Annotated in this window: 18 protein-coding genes; 9 read left to right on the forward strand and 9 right to left on the reverse strand. The window is 71.2% G+C overall.

Features of this window, described 5'->3' with window-relative positions; translation table 11 throughout:
- Positions 1 to 122: 122 nt before the first annotated feature.
- From BLR04_RS28145 to BLR04_RS28160, 4 genes are all read left to right on the forward strand, one after another.
- The gene (locus BLR04_RS28145) at positions 123 to 1,895 is read left to right on the forward strand and encodes a fibronectin type III domain-containing protein (protein ID WP_143022248.1); all 1,773 of its coding nucleotides are present in this window, start codon (positions 123 to 125) and stop codon (positions 1,893 to 1,895) included.
- Positions 1,896 to 2,002: 107 nt separating this feature from the next.
- Positions 2,003 to 2,950: a WxL protein peptidoglycan domain-containing protein gene (locus BLR04_RS28150; protein WP_090770861.1), complete on the forward strand. Its 948-nt coding sequence runs from the start codon at positions 2,003 to 2,005 to the stop codon at positions 2,948 to 2,950.
- A gap of 49 nt (positions 2,951 to 2,999) precedes the next feature.
- Positions 3,000 to 3,275: a hypothetical protein gene (locus tag BLR04_RS28155; protein WP_090770863.1), complete on the forward strand. Its 276-nt coding sequence runs from the start codon at positions 3,000 to 3,002 to the stop codon at positions 3,273 to 3,275.
- 131 nt (positions 3,276 to 3,406) lie between these two features.
- Entirely contained in the window at positions 3,407 to 4,102 is a 696-nt protein-coding gene (locus BLR04_RS28160) for an HAD family hydrolase (RefSeq protein WP_090770866.1), read from the forward strand.
- Between the two features lie 5 nt (positions 4,103 to 4,107).
- Here the strand turns inward: BLR04_RS28160 and BLR04_RS28165 are convergent, their stop codons facing one another.
- Positions 4,108 to 4,914, reverse strand: coding sequence for a macro domain-containing protein (locus tag BLR04_RS28165; RefSeq protein WP_143022249.1), 807 nt, complete (start codon positions 4,912 to 4,914; stop codon positions 4,108 to 4,110).
- Between the two features lie 125 nt (positions 4,915 to 5,039).
- Entirely contained in the window at positions 5,040 to 5,513 is a 474-nt protein-coding gene (locus BLR04_RS28170; protein WP_090770870.1) for a hypothetical protein, read from the reverse strand.
- Between the two features lie 120 nt (positions 5,514 to 5,633).
- Between BLR04_RS28170 and BLR04_RS28175 the strand changes: the two genes are divergently transcribed.
- Positions 5,634 to 6,335, forward strand: coding sequence for a methyltransferase (locus BLR04_RS28175; protein WP_090770872.1), 702 nt, complete (start codon positions 5,634 to 5,636; stop codon positions 6,333 to 6,335).
- 40 nt (positions 6,336 to 6,375) lie between these two features.
- Here the strand turns inward: BLR04_RS28175 and lpdA are convergent, their stop codons facing one another.
- Both lpdA and BLR04_RS28185 read right to left on the reverse strand, forming a co-directional pair.
- On the reverse strand, positions 6,376 to 7,755 hold the full coding sequence (gene lpdA / locus BLR04_RS28180) for a dihydrolipoyl dehydrogenase (RefSeq protein ID WP_090770874.1): 1,380 nt from the start codon (positions 7,753 to 7,755) through the stop codon (positions 6,376 to 6,378).
- 38 nt (positions 7,756 to 7,793) lie between these two features.
- The gene (locus BLR04_RS28185) at positions 7,794 to 8,168 is read right to left on the reverse strand and encodes a tautomerase family protein (protein ID WP_090770877.1); all 375 of its coding nucleotides are present in this window, start codon (positions 8,166 to 8,168) and stop codon (positions 7,794 to 7,796) included.
- Between the two features lie 18 nt (positions 8,169 to 8,186).
- On the opposite strand from BLR04_RS28185, the gene BLR04_RS28190 reads away from it, so the two are divergent.
- Genes BLR04_RS28190 through BLR04_RS28200 form a run of 3 tightly spaced genes read left to right on the forward strand, consistent with a single transcriptional unit; the run spans position 8,187 to position 10,450 of the window.
- Positions 8,187 to 8,837 (forward strand): response regulator, encoded by a 651-nt coding sequence (locus BLR04_RS28190; RefSeq protein ID WP_090770879.1) that lies wholly within the window; start codon positions 8,187 to 8,189, stop codon positions 8,835 to 8,837.
- Positions 8,838 to 8,843: 6 nt separating this feature from the next.
- Positions 8,844 to 9,896 (forward strand): quinone-dependent dihydroorotate dehydrogenase, encoded by a 1,053-nt coding sequence (locus BLR04_RS28195; protein ID WP_090770881.1) that lies wholly within the window; start codon positions 8,844 to 8,846, stop codon positions 9,894 to 9,896.
- Entirely contained in the window at positions 9,893 to 10,450 is a 558-nt protein-coding gene (locus BLR04_RS28200) for a GNAT family N-acetyltransferase (protein ID WP_090770882.1), read from the forward strand. Before BLR04_RS28195 ends, BLR04_RS28200 begins: the two co-directional genes overlap by 4 nt.
- A gap of 1 nt (position 10,451) precedes the next feature.
- Here the strand turns inward: BLR04_RS28200 and BLR04_RS28205 are convergent, their stop codons facing one another.
- The 4 genes from BLR04_RS28205 to BLR04_RS28220 form a co-directional block, all read right to left on the reverse strand.
- A complete protein-coding gene (locus BLR04_RS28205) occupies positions 10,452 to 12,044 on the reverse strand; it encodes a beta-N-acetylhexosaminidase (protein ID WP_090770884.1) in 1,593 nt (530 codons plus the stop codon).
- Positions 12,041 to 12,895 (reverse strand): N-acetylmuramoyl-L-alanine amidase, encoded by an 855-nt coding sequence (locus tag BLR04_RS28210; protein WP_090770886.1) that lies wholly within the window; start codon positions 12,893 to 12,895, stop codon positions 12,041 to 12,043. Before BLR04_RS28210 ends, BLR04_RS28205 begins: the two co-directional genes overlap by 4 nt.
- A gap of 89 nt (positions 12,896 to 12,984) precedes the next feature.
- The gene (locus BLR04_RS28215) at positions 12,985 to 13,233 is read right to left on the reverse strand and encodes a hypothetical protein (RefSeq protein WP_090770888.1); all 249 of its coding nucleotides are present in this window, start codon (positions 13,231 to 13,233) and stop codon (positions 12,985 to 12,987) included.
- 117 nt (positions 13,234 to 13,350) lie between these two features.
- Positions 13,351 to 14,394, reverse strand: coding sequence for a LacI family DNA-binding transcriptional regulator (locus BLR04_RS28220; protein ID WP_281191710.1), 1,044 nt, complete (start codon positions 14,392 to 14,394; stop codon positions 13,351 to 13,353).
- 174 nt (positions 14,395 to 14,568) lie between these two features.
- Here BLR04_RS28220 and BLR04_RS28225 point away from each other — a divergent pair, with 174 nt between their 5' ends.
- Positions 14,569 to 15,219, forward strand: coding sequence for a TetR/AcrR family transcriptional regulator (locus tag BLR04_RS28225; protein ID WP_090770890.1), 651 nt, complete (start codon positions 14,569 to 14,571; stop codon positions 15,217 to 15,219).
- Positions 15,220 to 15,351: 132 nt separating this feature from the next.
- On the opposite strand, the gene bldC is transcribed toward BLR04_RS28225, so the two are convergent.
- Entirely contained in the window at positions 15,352 to 15,555 is a 204-nt protein-coding gene (gene bldC / locus BLR04_RS28230; RefSeq protein WP_013133571.1) for a developmental transcriptional regulator BldC, read from the reverse strand.
- Between the last annotated feature and the right edge of the window lie 89 nt (positions 15,556 to 15,644).

Consider the following 15,644-nt stretch of genomic DNA (forward strand, 5'->3'; position numbering starts at 1 on the left):
TCTTCACATCTTCCTTCAGGCGCCAGCGTGAGCCCGCTCGTCGTTCACCTGGCCGTCACCAAGGCTCGAAACGGTTAATCAGCTCATCAGTACCCTCTCAGTACTTGAACGGACAAACCCTGATGAAGTTTGACAACGGGCGCGGGCAGCTCCTTCGCCGCGCCGCAGTGACCGCCTCCGCGGCGGTCATCGGTCTCGGTGCCTTCCTGGGCAGCGGCGTCGCCTCCGCCGCCCAGGCGACGGCCGGCGCCGCGCCGACCGGCGTCGTCCTCGGCGTCGGCGCCAACGAGACCCAGCGCGTCGTGTCGTGGTACGCCGCGGACGGCGACGCCAAGGTGGTCCAGGTCGCTCTGACCTCCGAGGTGCGCAAGGGCGAGTTCCCGAAGCACGTCGTGACGATCCCGGCCACGGTGACGGCGAACGTCGTCAACGGCGGCTACAACGGCCACGCCACGATCAACGGCCTCAAGGAGAACACCTCGTACTCCTACCGGGTCGGCGGCGACGGCGCCTGGTCCCCCGTCTACAGCTTCAAGACGCAGAAGTTCACCGGCGACTTCGACTTCCTGTTCTTCGGTGACCCGCAGATCGGTTCGTCGGGCAACTCCACCCGCGACGGCGACGGCTGGGTCGACACCCTGCGCGTGGCGACCGCCGCCACCCCGAACGCCGAGCTGCTGGTGTCCGGCGGCGACCAGGTCGAGAGCGGCAACAACGAGACGAACTGGAACGACTTCCTGCGTCCCGACCAGCTGCGCCAGTACCCGTGGGCGGCCACCATCGGCAACCACGACGTCGGCGGCAAGGCGTACGAGCAGCACTTCTGGACGCCGAACACCGACCGCTCGACCCCGTTCTACAACGGCGACCCGAGCACCCGTTCCGGTGGCGACTACTGGTACACCTACAAGAACGTCCTGTTCATCGACCTGAACAGCAACGCCTACGCCAACGACTCCGACGCCGCGCACATCGACTACGTGAGCAAGGTGATCAAGGAGCACGGCAACGACGCCAAGTACACCGTGCTGGTCTACCACCACTCGATCTACTCGCCGGCCGACCACGCCAACGACGGTGACAACCAGCTCCGCCGCAAGGACTTCCCGACGGCGTTCTCCAACCTCGGTGTCGACCTGGTCCTCCAGGGTCACGACCACAGCTACAGCCGTAGCTACGTGATCAAGAACGGCGCCAAGGCGAACCCGAACGAGAAGCCCGGCGCCCCGCAGGTCGAGGCCGGCCCTGGCGGCGTCATCTACGTGACCGCCAACTCCGCGTCCGGCTCGAAGTACTACGACCTCACCAAGCCGGACGTCACCGAGGACCCGAACTACGGTCCCGACCCCCTCGACCCGAACCGCCACTGGGCGAACTCGGTCGAGAACCAGGAGCACGTCCGTACCTACGTCAAGGTGCAGGTGCGCAAGGACAAGCTGGTCGTCGAGAACGTCCGCAGCGGCGACTGCAACGGCCCGAACGCCGCCGTCGAGCTCGGCAAGGTCGACTGGTGCGGCCCGGACAGCGGCGCCTCCCCGGCGCAGCCGGTCGGCTCGCTCGTCGACAAGGTCGTCATCAACCCCTTCCGCGGTGACGACCACGGCACCCCGGGCCACGACACCCCTGGCCACGGCACCCCCGGTCACGACAACCCCGGCCACGGCAACCCGGGTCACGGTCCCGGCAAGCCCGGCGAGCCCGGCCACGGTCCTGGCAAGCCCGGCGAGCCCGGCCACGGTCCTGGCAAGCCTGGCAAGCCCGGCGACGGTCCCGGCAAGCCCGGTCACCCCGAGCCCGGTCACCCCGAGCCCGGTCACCCCGAGCCTGGCCACCCCGCGCCCGGCAAGCCCGGCCGTGACAAGGTCGCCACGACCGAGACCAGCTGGCTCCAGTAGCCGGCCCGGATCACGCTGATCCGCAACGCTTCACCCATGGGGTGGGTGCCGCCGGCACCCACCCCATCCGCACATCAGCAACTTCAAGATCGTCCGAGGAAGACCAGATGCGTCCGACCAGCCCGCGCCCGACCACCGCATTCGCCGCCCTCGTGGCGCTGCTCAGCGTGCTCGGCCTCGCCGCGCCGGCCATGGCCGCGGACGGTGACACCTGGACGGTCGCCACGGCCTCCAACGACCTGGGCCACGGTCGGCAGAACTACACCTACGCGCTCGACCCGGGCGGCGAGCTGAAGGACGGTCTCACGGTCGACAACCCGGGCACCACACCGCTCCACCTGTCCGTCTACGCCGCGGACGCGTTCACCGGCGACGGGGGACAGCTCGACCTGCGGACCAGGGACGCCGAGCAGAAGGGCCTCGGCGCGTGGATCCGCCCGGAGCAGGCCGACGTGACGGTCCAGCCGGGGACGTCGGCCGAGGTGCCGTTCACGCTCACCGTGCCCGACGGCGCGGCGCCCGGCGACTACATGGGCGGCATCGTCACCACGCCCGCCGGAGGCGACGGCACCCAGCGGCGCGGCATCCGGGTCTGGCTGCGCGTCGGCGGGACGCTCGAACCCCGCCTTTCGGTGCAGGACGTACGGGTCGACTACACCGGGACGGCCAACCCGCTCGGCACCGGCGAGGCCACCGTCACCTACACGGTCCGCAACACCGGCAACGCCATCGTGTCTGCGCGGCAGCAGGTGTCGCTGTCGGGTCCGTTCGACAGCCTCACCGTCGACGCGGGCAAGGTCGCCGACACCCCGGAACTACTGCCCGGCGACCGGTGGAAGGTCTCGGTGCCCGTCTCCGGCGTGGCTCCCGCACTGCGGCTGACGGGGAAGGTCCACGTCGTGCCGCTGCTGACCGACGCGGCGAACTCGATCACCCCGCTCGCCCCCGTCGTGTCCACGGCGTACGCGTGGACCATCCCCTGGGCGGTGGTCGGAGCCCTGGTCGTCGTCTGCGCGCTCATCGGGTACGCCGTTCGCCGCCGCCGCAGGGCCTGAGCCGGGACATGGCATCCTGGGACGACGGCGATCCCGAAGGAGACCAGCAGTGCCCCTCGACATCCCGCCCTCCCGCCCCCGTACGCCGCTCACCCCCGACGAGAAGGTCCGCGGCGCGACGGCGTTCGCCGAGCTGATCGCCGAGCACCTCCGCACGAGCGGCCGCTTCCGCGTGACGGCCGACACCCCCGACACGGTGGAGCTGTTCCAGGCCGCCGCCCGCCGAGCCGGCGACGCCCTCCAGCGCCCGGTGGTCAGCTACAGCAACGGCAAGGACATCATCGTCACCTTCGCCGACCAGGCAGCCCCCGTCATCGAGCCCTGACCACCCGATCGCGCGCCTGCACGGCCGCGACCTCTCTCCCGGCCGTACCTCCTGCCCGCGCCTCCTGCTCGGGGCGCGCGGGCCGGGACCCGGCGCGGACCGACCGCCCGGCCTCCGGGCAGGATGGCCGCATGCGCCCCACCCACATCCTGTTCGACTTCTTCGGCACGCTCGTCGACTACTCGCCCAGCCGTACCGACCAGGGCTACGACGCGACCCACGCCCTCCTGCGCAGTCTCGGCGCGACCGTGTCCTACGACGGGTTCCTCACCGTCTGGTCCGACGCCTGCGCCGTCTTCGACGGGCTGAGCGATCAGGACGACCGCGAGTTCTCGATGCTGGAGCCTGGCACGGCGTTCCTCCGCGAGGTCCTCGGCAGGCAGCCCGCCCCGGAGGAGACCGAGGAGTTCGTCGCCACGTACGTACGCGAGTGGAGCGCCGGCGTCCACTACCTGCCGGGGCTCGCCGACCTGGTGGCCGAGCTGTCGGCCCGCCACCGCCTGGCCGTCGTGTCCAACACCCACCACCCGCCGCTCGTGCCCGGCCACCTCGCGAACATGGGCCTCCTGGACGCGTTCGACGCGGTCGTCACCTCGGTCGAGGTGGGCTGGCGCAAGCCGCACCCGAAGATCTACGCCACGGCGCTCGACGTGCTCGGCATCGAGGCGTCCGCCGCCGTCTTCGTCGGCGACACCTACGGGCCCGACTACGAGGGCCCCGAGCGCCACGGCATGACGGCCTTCCTCATCGACCCCGGCCGCAGCGCTTCCGTCCCGGACGGGCGCCGCCTCGCCTCCGTCTTCGACCTGCCGGCCCGCCTCGGCTGAAAGAACTACAAGGCGGCGAGGAACGCCCTGGTCTCCAGGAGGTCGACCGCGCCGGCGTCGGGACGGCGGACGACGAGCGTCAGCTCGCGGGCGACCGCGCGCGTGCGCGCCTGGGCCACGAACGACAGCACCACCATCTTGATGAGCAGGTCCGGGTCGGCCTCCACGATGGGCACCGCGACCCGGTCGACGGGCCCTTCGCGGGCGATCGCCGCCCAGAGGCGGCCGAGGCTCAGCCACAGGTCGTCCACCGACGCCCGCGCGGTCACGTCCGCGTCCACCCGTACGGAGGCCACGCAGTGCACCTTGCGGTAGGGCGAGCCGATCGTCGCGACCGTGCCGAGCGGATAGCGCTTGAGCTTGCCCCGCGGCTTGGTCGCGCGCGTCTCGACCGAGCGCGGGACGACCGCTGCGAGGGCCCGGTCCAGCTCGCTGTCGAGTCGTTCGAGGTCGCCGTCGTACATGCGGCCGAGCAGCTGCCCGCGCAGCCCGCTCAGGTCGGTGTCGAACGTGTCGGCGAAGCCGATCACGAGGTCGGCGTCGAGGGCGAGTGGGTCGCCCACCCGTACGGTGACCGTCACGTCAGGGTGGGTGAGCTGCCGCGTGACGGGGCAGCGCGGGTAGGCGCGCGCCGGCGCCCAGATCAGGCCGGCGACGACGGGCACGCCCAGCGCCGCGGCGTCCGGTAAGCGCGCCCCCGCCGCCTGCGCGGCCAGGACGAGGAGGGCCACGGCGCCGAAGCTGACGAGGAAGTGCCGGGCCAGGTCGGAACGGCCGCGCGGCGTACGGACGATCGCCTGCAGCCCCTGCACGAAACCCACCTGTCGCCGCCTCCCATCGCGTGAAGCCGCACGAGCCCTTCGTCAGTCCGCGCCGGAACCTGGAAGATACGTCGAATGGCGGCTTCCGGGTAGATCCCTGCCCAAGTTCGCGGCTGTCACGCCTTTACCTCGTGGAGGCGGCGCCTCGGGACGAGGGTGGCGAGAAGCAGCAGCAGGGCGCTCTGGGCGAGCATGCCGGGCGCGAGCGGCGGGGCGGCGCCGACGCTCTTCGTCAGCGCATACCACCACTGGGTGAGCGGCGAGAGCGTGTCCCAGTCGGGGATCATGCCGCCCATGCCGTGGTTGACCGACACGTGCATGAACACCCCGTACGCCGACGCCAGCAGGACGACCCCGGCCAGCACGCGCACCACGGCGGCCGTCCGCGCAGGGCCGAACGCGACCAGTGCCAGCGCGACCACGAGCACCCCCAGCGCCACCCAGGGGATGAGCTGCGTGAACGTCTGCCAGTGCCGTTCGAAGGCGAGCTCCAGCGCGGCGCCCGCGATGCCGATCGCCGTCAGCGCCAGCAGCCCGAGGCGTACCGCTGAGGTGGGGGTGATGGCGGTACGAAGAGAAGTTGAGGCCATGTGCGGTGACCACCGTCCGAAGTGAAGTCTGCAACGTCCGGTTTCACCGTCCCTGTGGACTCTCAGAGGACTCTCAGCGCATTCTGAAGATCTCGTGAGAAGTCCTGAAAGGGGCGATTCATGCCGGACGACTACGTCCCCACACTCCCGCCCGAACGCGTCGAGCAGATCCGCCGCTGGCACGAGAACGCCTACCGGGCCGCCCGCGAGGAGGGCGCGGAGGAGCAGACGTTCGCCTATCTCGGCCGGACCATCGTGGTGCCGCCGGGCGTGCAGCCGATCGCCGGCATGTCACACGTGCTCGGCGAGGCCGTGCTCGCCGAGGTCGCCGAGGGCGACCGCGTGCTCGACATGGGCACCGGCAGCGGGGTCAACGCCGTCCTGGCCGCCTCGAAGGCCGCAGAGGTGCTGGCCGTGGACGTCAGCCCGGCCGCCGTCGAGGCGGCCCGTCGCAACGCGGCGCGCAACGGCGTCGCCGACCGGGTGGAGGTGCGGCTCAGCGACGTGTTCAGCGCGGTGGACGGCCGGTTCGACCTGATCGTCTTCGACCCGCCGTTCCGCTGGTTCGCGCCGCGCGACATGTTCGAGCGGGCCAGCACCGACGAGGGCTACCGCACCATGGCCGCGTTCTTCGCCGGCGCCCGCGACCGCCTCACGCCGCACGGGCGGATGCTGGTCTCCTTCGGCACGTCGGGAGACCTCGGGCACCTGCGCCGCCTGGCCGGCGAGGCGGGCTTCGCGTCGGAGACGGTGGCCACGCGCAGCCTCGTACGGGACGACGATCAGGTCGACTACTACACGTTCAGGATGACCCCGAAGTGATCGGTACGGCCACACCGTACCGATCACGCGAGGACCGTCGTCACATGTTGATCATGTGACCGGCGAGGCCGTGGATGGCCTCCTTGACCGCTTCGCCGAGCGTCGGGTGCGCGTGCACGTTGCGGGCCATCTCGTGCACCGTCAGGTCCCACTGCTGGGCCAGGGTCAGCTCGGGCAGCAGCTCGGTGACCTCGGGGCCGATGAGGTGGGCGCCGAGCAGCTCGCCGTGCGTGTCGTCACTGATGATCTTGACGAAGCCGTTGGGGTCGCCGAGGCCGTGCGCCTTGCCGTTGGCCGTGAACGGGAACTTGACCACCTTCACGTTGTAGCCCAGGTCGCGGGCCTGCGCCTCGGTGTAGCCGAAGCTCGCCACCTGCGGCTGGCAGTACGTCGCCCGCGGGATCATCACGTAGTCGAGCTCCATCGTCTCGGCGTCCGCGATGGTCTCGGAGGCGATGATGCCCATGGCCTCGGCGGCGTGCGCCAGCATCAGCTTGGCGGTGACGTCGCCGATGGCGAAGATGTGCGGCACGTTCGTGCGGCAGCGGCCGTCGACCTCGATCGCGCCCCGCTCGGTCAGCGCGACGCCCGTCTTCTCCAGGCCGTAGCCCTCGACGCGCGGCTGGAACCCGATGGCCTGCATCACCTTGTCGGCCTCGAGCACCTGCGTCTGGCCGTCCTTGGTGACGGTGACCTTGACCGTGCCGCCGGCGTCCTCGATGGCGTCGACGCGGGTGGAGGTCATCACCTCGATGCCGAGCCGCTTGTAGCGCTTGGCCAGCTCGGCCGAGACCTCGGCGTCCTCCAGCGGCACGATCCGGTCGAGGAACTCGACGATCGTCACCTTGACGCCGTAGTTGTGCAGCACGTACGCGAACTCGACGCCGATGGCGCCCGCGCCCGCGATGATGATGCTGCTCGGCAGCTCCTCGGAGAGAATCTGCTCCTCGTACGTCACCACCCGCTCCGACAGCTGCGTGCCGGGGATGAGCCGGGTCGTGGCGCCGACGGCGATGATGCAGTTCGAGAACGTGATCGTCTCGCCGTTCACCTGGAGCGTGTTGGCGTCCAGGAAGGTGCCGCGGCCGTCGTACTCCGTGATGGAGTTCTTCTTCATCAGGTAGTGAACGCCCTTGACGCGTCCGTCCGCCACCTTGCGGCTGCGCTGGAAGGCGGCTCCGTAGTCGAAGGTCACCTCACCGCTGATGCCGAAGGTCTTGGCCTCCTTGGTGAAGATGTGGGCCAGCTCGGCGTTGCGCAGCAGCGCCTTCGACGGGATGCAGCCCACGTTCAGGCAGACGCCACCCCAGTATTTCTCCTCGACGACCGCGGTGCGCAGTCCGAGCTGGGCGGCGCGGACGGCGGCCGTGTATCCTCCCGGACCCGCGCCGAGAACGACGACGTCATAGTGAGTGCTCATGAGTCGGACCATACCGCCAGGCCGCGGTTGAGCCGTCCTCAGACCTCCACCTCGTACGAGAGGGTCAGCTCGTCGGCGGGAACACCCCGGATGCCCCAGTTCGTCACCGGCATCTCGATGATCGTGATCTCCAGGTCCTCGGGCGCGTACGGCCACCGCGCGTACAGCTCCCGGACGAGGGCCCGCTTGGCGTGGTCGCTGCGCCCGGCGAAGCAGACGATCTCCAGGATCACGTAATGGTCGCCGCGCTGCGGGCAGACGAGGTCGTCGGCCTCCAGCAGCAGGAACCGGTGGAACCGCTTGTCCTGCGGCAGCCCCCACGCGCTCACCAGGCTCGCCTGGACGAGGTCCGACAGCTCCCGCTGCCGCCCGGACCAGACGTCGCGCCGGCCGTACACCTTCACCTGGGCCATGTGAGCCACTATAGGAAGGTGATCCGGATTCTGCTGGCCGACGACGAGACCATGATGCGCGCGGGCGTGCGCGCGATCCTTTCCTCCGACCCCGAGCTCGACGTCGTCGCCGAGGCGGGCGACGGCAGGCAGGCGGTCGACCTCGCCATCAGCCACCGCCCGGACGTGGCGCTGCTCGACATCCGCATGCCCCGCCTCGACGGCCTGGCAGCCGCGGCCGAGATCCGCAGGCACGCCCCGGCGACGGCCGTGGTGATCCTCACCACGTTCGGCGAGGACGACTACATCGCCAAGGCGCTCGACGCGGGCGCCAGCGGGTTCCTGCTCAAGTCGGGCGACCCGCGCGAGCTCATCGCCGGCATCCACGCGGTGGCCGACGGGGCCGCGTACCTGTCGCCCAAGGTCGCCCAGCGCGTCATCAGCCGGCTCGCGGGCGGCAGGATGGCGCGGGGCGCGCTCGCCCGCGACCGCGTCGAGGCGCTCACCGAACGCGAACGCGAAGTGCTCGCCCTGCTCGGGGCCGGCCTGTCCAACGCCGAGATCGCCCGCGAGCTGCACATCGTCGAGGGCACCGTGAAGGCGTACGTGAGCGCCATCCTCACCCGGCTCGACGTGCGCAACAGGGTGCAGGCCGCGATCATCGCCCACGAGGCGGGCTTGGTAGCCTGACGCGTGATGTATCGCCTCGTGTTCACGCAGGTCTTGCAGCGCTTCGACGCCGAGGCCGTGCACCGTCTCACTGTCGCCGGCCTCGCGCTCCTCGCGCGGTTGCCGCTGCTCAAGCGCCTGCTCCACCAGGCTTACGCGCCGCACGATCCGGCCCTGCGCGTGAGCGCGTTCGGCGTGCACTTCCCCGGCCCCCTCGGCCTCGCCGCCGGCTTCGACAAGGACGCCGCCTGCGCCGAGGGCATCGCCGCGCTCGGCTTCTCCCACGTCGAGGTCGGCACCATCACGGCCCACGGCCAGCCGGGCAACCCGCGTCCGCGCCTGTTCCGGCTGCCGCGGCAGCGGGCGCTGATCAACCGGATGGGCTTCAACAACGAGGGCGCACTCGCCGCGGCCCGCAGGCTGCGCCGGCCGCGGAGCGTCCCGGTCGTGGTCGGCGTCAACATCGGCAAGACCAAGGTGGTCCCCGAGTCCGAGGCCGTCGGCGACTACGTCGCGAGCGCGAGGACGCTCGCCCCGCTGGCCGACTACCTCGTGGTCAACGTCAGCTCGCCCAACACCCCTGGGCTGCGCAACCTCCAGGCCGTCACGCTGCTGCGCCCGCTGCTCACCGCGGTCAAGGAGGTCGCCGACGCGACGCCGCGCCGCACCCCGCTGCTGGTCAAGATCGCCCCCGACCTGGCCGACGACGACATCGACGCCGTCGCCGACCTGGCACTGGAAATCGGCCTCGACGGCATCATCGCGACGAACACCACGATCCGCCACTCCGGCGAGCAGGGCGGGCTGTCCGGCCGCCCGCTCAAGAAGCGCTCGCTGGAGGTGCTGCGGCGGCTGCGCGCCCGCGTCGGCGACCGCCTCACGCTGGTGTCGGCGGGCGGGGTCGAGGACGTCGACGACGTCTGGGAACGCCTGCTGGCCGGCGCCACCCTCGTCCAGGGCTACAGCGGCTGGATCTACGGCGGCCCGCTCTGGGCCGCCCGCATCCACCGGCAGCTCGCCGTACGCGTACGCCGCCACGGCATGAAGTCGATCACCGAGGCGATCGGGCGCACCGCATGACGATCAAGCCTGTCGCCCTGCCCGGCGGCGTCGTCCTGCGCCTGGTCACCGAGCACGACGCCCCCGCCGTGACCGAGGCGTACATCCGCAACCGTGACCACCTGCGGCGCTGGGAGCCGCGCAGGTCCGAGTCGTTCTACACGCTGAAGGTCCAGACCGAGATGCTGGAGGCGCTGCTGGCCAAGCAGGCCAGGGGCGACGCGACGGCCTGGGTGCTGGCCGACGGCGACCGCGTCGTGGGCCGCATGACGCTCAACGACACCGTCCGCGGCCCGTTCCTCAGCACCAACCTCGGCTACTGGATCGACGGCGAGCTGAACGGCCGTGGCCTGGCCACCGCCGCCGTGCGCGAGGTCTGCCGGATGGCCGACGAGGACCTCGGCCTGCACCGCATCGCGGCCGGCACCCTGCTCGACAACGTCGCCTCGCAGACGGTGCTGCGCAAGTGCGGCTTCGAGCCGTACGGCACCGCCCCGCGCTACCTCGCGATCGACGGCCGCTGGCAGGACCACCGGCTGTTCCAGCTCCTGCTCAACGACCGTCCCGCGTTCTGACTCACACGCTCGGCCGGGTCGACTCGGCGTCGTGCGTCATCTCCTCCAGGCGGGCCATCGTGTCGCGTACCCGCACCTGGCCGGTCCGGTGCGGCCGCCGCCGCTGCCACGGCAGCGGCCCCGCGAGCGGGCGGTACTCGACGCCGAGGGCGTCGAGCCTGCCGAGGTGGCGCGCCAGCCGCTCGCCGAACCCGTCGCGGGTCCGGCCCGCCCAGGCCACCTCCGCGACCGCGCACGCCCTCGGCCACAACCGGTAGTCGACCGTACGGGCGTCCGGCACCCGCTCGGTCCACAGCTGCGCCTGGACGCCCAGCACGCGGGCCAGCTCCGCGTCGCTCCAGTCGCCGGGCGCCGGGTCGAACGCGGCCACGTCGTCCACCGTGATCGCGTCGCCGATGGCCATGGGCTCGTCGGGCGAGGCGGCCTCGGCGTAGTCGAAGTACAGCGGGAACACCGGCGTCGCCACGACGTCGTGCCCGGCGGCGGCCGCCCGGCGGCCCACGCCCATGCCGCGCCACGGCATGACAATCGTGTCGTCGCGCAGCCCGCCGCTGACGAACGCCTCGTCCCACACCACGGCCCGCGCGCCCCGTTCGGCGAGCGCGTCGGCGAGCCGGCGCAGGAACCAGGCCTGCAGCTCGTTCGCCGTGGCGAGGCCCAGCGACTCGCGGTAGGCGGTGATCTCGGCCGATGCCGCCCAGTGGTCGAGCACCACCTCGTCACCGCCGATGTGCACGTACGGGGTCTCGCCCAGCGCCCCGAGCAGCTCGTCGAAGAGCGTCACCAGGAACTCGACGGTCGGCGGCAGCGGCGACAGGATGGCGGGGGAGATGCCCCACCGGTCGAGCACCTCGTGCCGTTCCCCGGTGGCCCCGAACTCCGGGTAGGCCGCGAGGATCGCCGACGCGTGCCCCGGCACGTCGATCTCGGGCACCACCGTGACGCAGCGCGCCCGCGCGTACGCGGCGATCTCCGCGAGGTCGTCGAGGCTGTAGTGGCCGCCGTGCGGCACGTCGTCGTAGGTCGCCGCCTCGCGGTAGTGGCTGGTCACCGTACGCGGGCGGTGCGAGGCCACCTCGTGCAGCCGCGGGTAGGCCCGGCTCTCCACCCGCCACCCCTGGTCGTCGGCCAGGTGCAGGTGCAGCCGGTTGAGCTTGTGCACCGCCATGAGGTCGATCAGCCGCAGCACCTCGCGCTTGGGGAAGAAGTGCCGCGCCACGTCGAGGTGCAGTCCGCGCCAGGTGAACCGCGGCGCGTCCTCGATCCGCACGCCGGGCACCTCCCACGACGCGCCGGACGAGAACCGGTAGGAGACGTCGGGCAGCAGCTGGTGGAGCGACTGCGCGGCGTAGAAGGCCCCCGCCCGGCCGCCCGCCGTGATCTCCACCCCGCGCGACCCGGCCGTCAGCCGGTACGCCTCCTCGCCGAGCGACGGGTCGCGCCGCACGTCGATCTCGCCCGAGTCGCCGGGACGCAGGTCGAGCCCGGGCAGCGCCAGGCGTACGGCGTCCACCAGGTCGCCGGACACCGTCGCGCCCGTGCTCAGCACGCAGGCGGCGGAAAGGTCATGGAGCAGCTCTGGGCGAGGAATCATGAGTGCAGATAGTGCTGCAATCCGTCGGCCAGCGCCAGGGCGATCCGCTGCCGGAACTCCGGGTCGCGGAACTGGGCGGCCTCGGCGGCGTTGCGCATGTTGCCGCACTCGACGAAGACCTTCGGCACCGTCGACAGGTTGAGCCCGCCGAGGTCGCTGCGGTAGTCGAGCGCCTTCCTGCCGATGTACGTCGAGTACGGCACCCCCGTGCCCGCGTGGAAGGCGTCGCGCACAGCGAGGCCCAGCCTGCGGGAGGCGGCCACGACGCGGTCGACCGGCCCGCCGATCCTCTTCGGCATGATGACGTGGAAACCGTGGTTGGCCGCGGCCGACCCGTCGGCGTGCACGGAGATCGCGGCGTCGGCGCGCGCCTCGTTGCCGATGGCGGCCCGCTCGGTGATGCAGGGCCCGACGCTGTCGTTGTCGGAGCGGGTGAACTCGACGGTGGCGCCGCGCCGGCGCAGCAGCTTGCGCAGCCGCTTGGAGACGTCCCAGGTGAAGGCGGCCTCGCTGTAACCGTCGTTGGTCGCGGTACCGGTCGTGTCGCAGGCCTTGCGCTGGGTCAGCACGTCGACCAGGCGGTTGACGGCCTGCGGGTCGCGGTAGTTGCCGCCGTTGTGGCCCGGGTCGATGACGATGACCTTGCCGTCGAGCGGCTTGACCTCGGGCTGCTCTGGAGCCGCCGTGTCGATCGCGGGCGGCTCGTCCGTTGCCGTGACGGTGACCGTCGCGGTGACGGTGGGGACTGGGGTGAGGGTGGCCTGACCCGCCGTGGCGCCATCGGAGCCGGCGCCGCACGCGGAGGCGGTCAGGCCGCAGAGGGCGAGGATCAGGGCGGGTAGTGCACGCATACCGTCCAAGTTACGACAGGCCACTTGGTGCGACTGAGAGGTTCAGCCGAACCGGGCTTGGGACGATGCGTGAGACCCGCCACACGTCCTCACCAGACGTGCTCGCCGACCTCCTGCCGTTCGAGCAGGGCGGCCAGCTCCCGCGCGTCCTCGGCATCGAGACCGAGGACGACGCGGGGCCGGCCCCACGGGTGGTCGAGCGAGTGGGCGACGTAGCTGGCGACGGACTCCGCGCCGCCGTCCACGCCGCGTCCCCTGCCCGCCCGCCAGTGCCCCCAGGCGCGCTCGAGCTCGGCCGCGGCGCGCTGGGCGCATGACACCAGTTCCGGATCACGCATGACTGTTCCCCCCGGATCAGACGTTGACCGGACCTGAGCCGGCCACAGCATGACCCTGACGAGTTAACAGCCGCGCGACCGTGCCTCCGCACGGCTTGACCCGACTTTGAGGCTCTCTTAGGCGGGCCCCGTGCTCCGTCGCACGACTAACTCCGGCCGGATCTCCCGCAGCCGCGCGGGCTTGCCGTGGTCGCCGATCCGGTCGCTCAGCAGCGCCGCCGCCGACCTGCCCATGGTGCGGCGAGGTTGGTCGACCGAGGTCAGCGAGACGTGGTTGGACGCCGCAAGGTGGGTGTTGTCGTATCCCACCACCGAGAGGTCCTCGGGCACGCGCAGGCCCAGCTCGCTCGCGGCGGACAGCACGCCGAGCGCGACCACGTCGTTGGCGGCGAAGATCGCCGTTGGCCTGGGGTCGCGGGTCAGCAGCGCCAGCGCCGCCTGCCTGCCGCCGTCCTCGCTGGACTCCGCGGCCTCGACCATGATGTACGGCGCCAGCGAGTGCCTGCGCATCGCCACGAGGTAGCCCTCGCAGCGTGACGCCCGCCGGCCTTCGATGTGGGCGATCCGCTTGTGACCGAGCTCGACCAGGTGGTCGATGGCCAGGCGGGCGCCGTGCTGGTCGTCGTCGACCACGATGTCGACGCCGTCGACGGTGATGTCACGTTCCCCCACGACGACGGTGGGGGTGTAGGAGGTCGCCTCGATGAGCGTCTCGCTGGTCGGGGCGATGCCGAGCAGCACCAGCCCGTCGACCCGCAGTTCGAGGAACGCCTCCACGGCCTCGTCCGCGAAGGCCGGGTCCCATTGGCTGTTGCCGATGAGCATGCGCAGGCCGTCGCCGTGCAGGCTCTCCTGGAGGCCGTCGAGGAATTCGGCGTAGAACGGATTGTGCAGGTCGGCGACGAGCGCGCCGACCAGATGGGTACGTCCCTCGACCAGGCTGCGGGCGACCGCGTTCGGCCGGTAGCCGAGCTCGCGGGCGGCCTGCAGCACGGCCTGGCGACGGTGCTCGCTCACGTGCGGTGACCCGCGCAGCACGAGAGAGACGAGCGATTTGGACACGCCGGCACGTTCGGCGACATTGCGTATGGTCGGTCTGGGCCGAGGCAGTGCGTCTACCTCTCTCTCAGCGATGGACGTGTTGACGGGCGGTCCTGACATGTGTCTCCCCCGCGATGCGGATATGGGCACCTGTCTCACCAACGATCGAGTGCGCCGCAGGGTACGGCCTCCGTAACGGATCGGCGTAACTCCCGTCACGGACGGCTCCTTCGCCCGTGAGGCCGGACATTTGCGAGGGAACTCGGACGATGTCCGGTCGGCTACTGTGCAGGGGTGACACCCGGCAAGTCAGCCGAGACGACCCGTCCGGCGCGGCGCAGGCTCACTGTCGACCGCCGCAGGGAAGAACTCATGGCGGCGGCGCTCGAACTGTTCGGCGCCCGCGATCCGGAAGACGTCTCCATCGACGACGTGGCCTCGGCGGCGGGAGCGTCGCGCGCCCTCGTCTACCACTATTTCGGCGGCAAGCAGGAGCTCTACGTGGCCGCGCTGCGCAGCGCGGCGCTGCAGCTCGAGTCGCGGCTGCAGGCGCAGGGCGGCGGCAGGGCGCTCGACGAGCTGGCCGCCGGGCTGCAGCGGTACTTCGACTTCGTCGAGGAGCACGCGGCGGGTTTCGCGGCGTTGCTGCGCGGCGGCCCGGCCAACAGGACGGGCGAGGTCGGCGAGATCGTCGACGGCGTGCGGCTGCGGCTCACGCGTCTGGTGCAGAAGCAGATGGGTGTCGAGGAGGCGGGCCCCGCGCTGCGCACGACCCTGCGATCGTGGATCGCCTGCGTGGAGGCGGCCGGACTCGACTGGCTGGAGCATCGCGACGTCGACCGTCCTGCTCTTGAGCGGATGCTGGTCGACCAGATGGTCGCGCTCCTAGGGGTCGCCGCCGCTCATGACCCCGGCGTCGCCAGGTTGGTCGAGCGGCTGGCGTGACGGGAAGGATGGCGCCGGGCGGGCGGCGCCAACTTCCGTCGCGACGTCATGTCGTCACAGTGGTGGACCGGGCCTCCGGTGCCGGCCAGGTCCACCCTTAGAACCCCCCTGAGGTCCGTGACGACCGTGCCGTTACTCGGAGCGCTGCTGCGGAATCCCCGCGAGCAGCGCTCGCACCTCGGTCTCGCGGTAACGCCGGTGCCCGCCGAGGGTGCGAATCGACGTCAACTTGCCCGCTTTGGCCCACCGGGTAACGGTCTTGGGGTCGACCCTGAACATGGTCGCGACCTCAGCGGGCGTGAGCAGTGGCTCGGCCTCGGGTGTACGAGCTGACATTTGTGCGGCCTCTCCTCCGTGTGGACCGGCTTAGCGATCCTGTGACTGCCTTTGCGCGTGTCACGGATGTCCCCCTATGGCACAGAGCG

The sequence above is a fragment of the Nonomuraea maritima genome (genome assembly GCF_900100395.1).
GTDB lineage: Bacteria > Actinomycetota > Actinomycetes > Streptosporangiales > Streptosporangiaceae > Nonomuraea > Nonomuraea maritima.

Bases quoted from the DNA above. Each gene is read 5' to 3' on its own strand.
- BLR04_RS28145 (WP_143022248.1), top strand. From the start codon at position 123: ATGAAGTTTGACAACGGGCGCGGGCAGCTCCTTCGCCGCGCCGCAGTG.
- BLR04_RS28215 (WP_090770888.1), bottom strand. From the start codon at position 13,233: ATGCGTGATCCGGAACTGGTGTCATGCGCCCAGCGCGCCGCGGCCGAG.
- BLR04_RS28210 (WP_090770886.1), bottom strand. From the start codon at position 12,895: ATGCGTGCACTACCCGCCCTGATCCTCGCCCTCTGCGGCCTGACCGCC.
- BLR04_RS28160 (WP_090770866.1), top strand. From the start codon at position 3,407: ATGCGCCCCACCCACATCCTGTTCGACTTCTTCGGCACGCTCGTCGAC.
- lpdA (WP_090770874.1), bottom strand. From the start codon at position 7,755: ATGAGCACTCACTATGACGTCGTCGTTCTCGGCGCGGGTCCGGGAGGA.
- BLR04_RS28185 (WP_090770877.1), bottom strand. From the start codon at position 8,168: ATGGCCCAGGTGAAGGTGTACGGCCGGCGCGACGTCTGGTCCGGGCGG.
- BLR04_RS28150 (WP_090770861.1), top strand. From the start codon at position 2,003: ATGCGTCCGACCAGCCCGCGCCCGACCACCGCATTCGCCGCCCTCGTG.
- BLR04_RS28205 (WP_090770884.1), bottom strand. From the start codon at position 12,044: ATGATTCCTCGCCCAGAGCTGCTCCATGACCTTTCCGCCGCCTGCGTG.
- BLR04_RS28175 (WP_090770872.1), top strand. From the start codon at position 5,634: ATGCCGGACGACTACGTCCCCACACTCCCGCCCGAACGCGTCGAGCAG.
- BLR04_RS28220 (WP_281191710.1), bottom strand. From the start codon at position 14,394: ATGTCAGGACCGCCCGTCAACACGTCCATCGCTGAGAGAGAGGTAGAC.
- bldC (WP_013133571.1), bottom strand. From the start codon at position 15,555: ATGTCAGCTCGTACACCCGAGGCCGAGCCACTGCTCACGCCCGCTGAG.
- BLR04_RS28195 (WP_090770881.1), top strand. From the start codon at position 8,844: ATGTATCGCCTCGTGTTCACGCAGGTCTTGCAGCGCTTCGACGCCGAG.
- BLR04_RS28200 (WP_090770882.1), top strand. From the start codon at position 9,893: ATGACGATCAAGCCTGTCGCCCTGCCCGGCGGCGTCGTCCTGCGCCTG.
- BLR04_RS28170 (WP_090770870.1), bottom strand. From the start codon at position 5,513: ATGGCCTCAACTTCTCTTCGTACCGCCATCACCCCCACCTCAGCGGTA.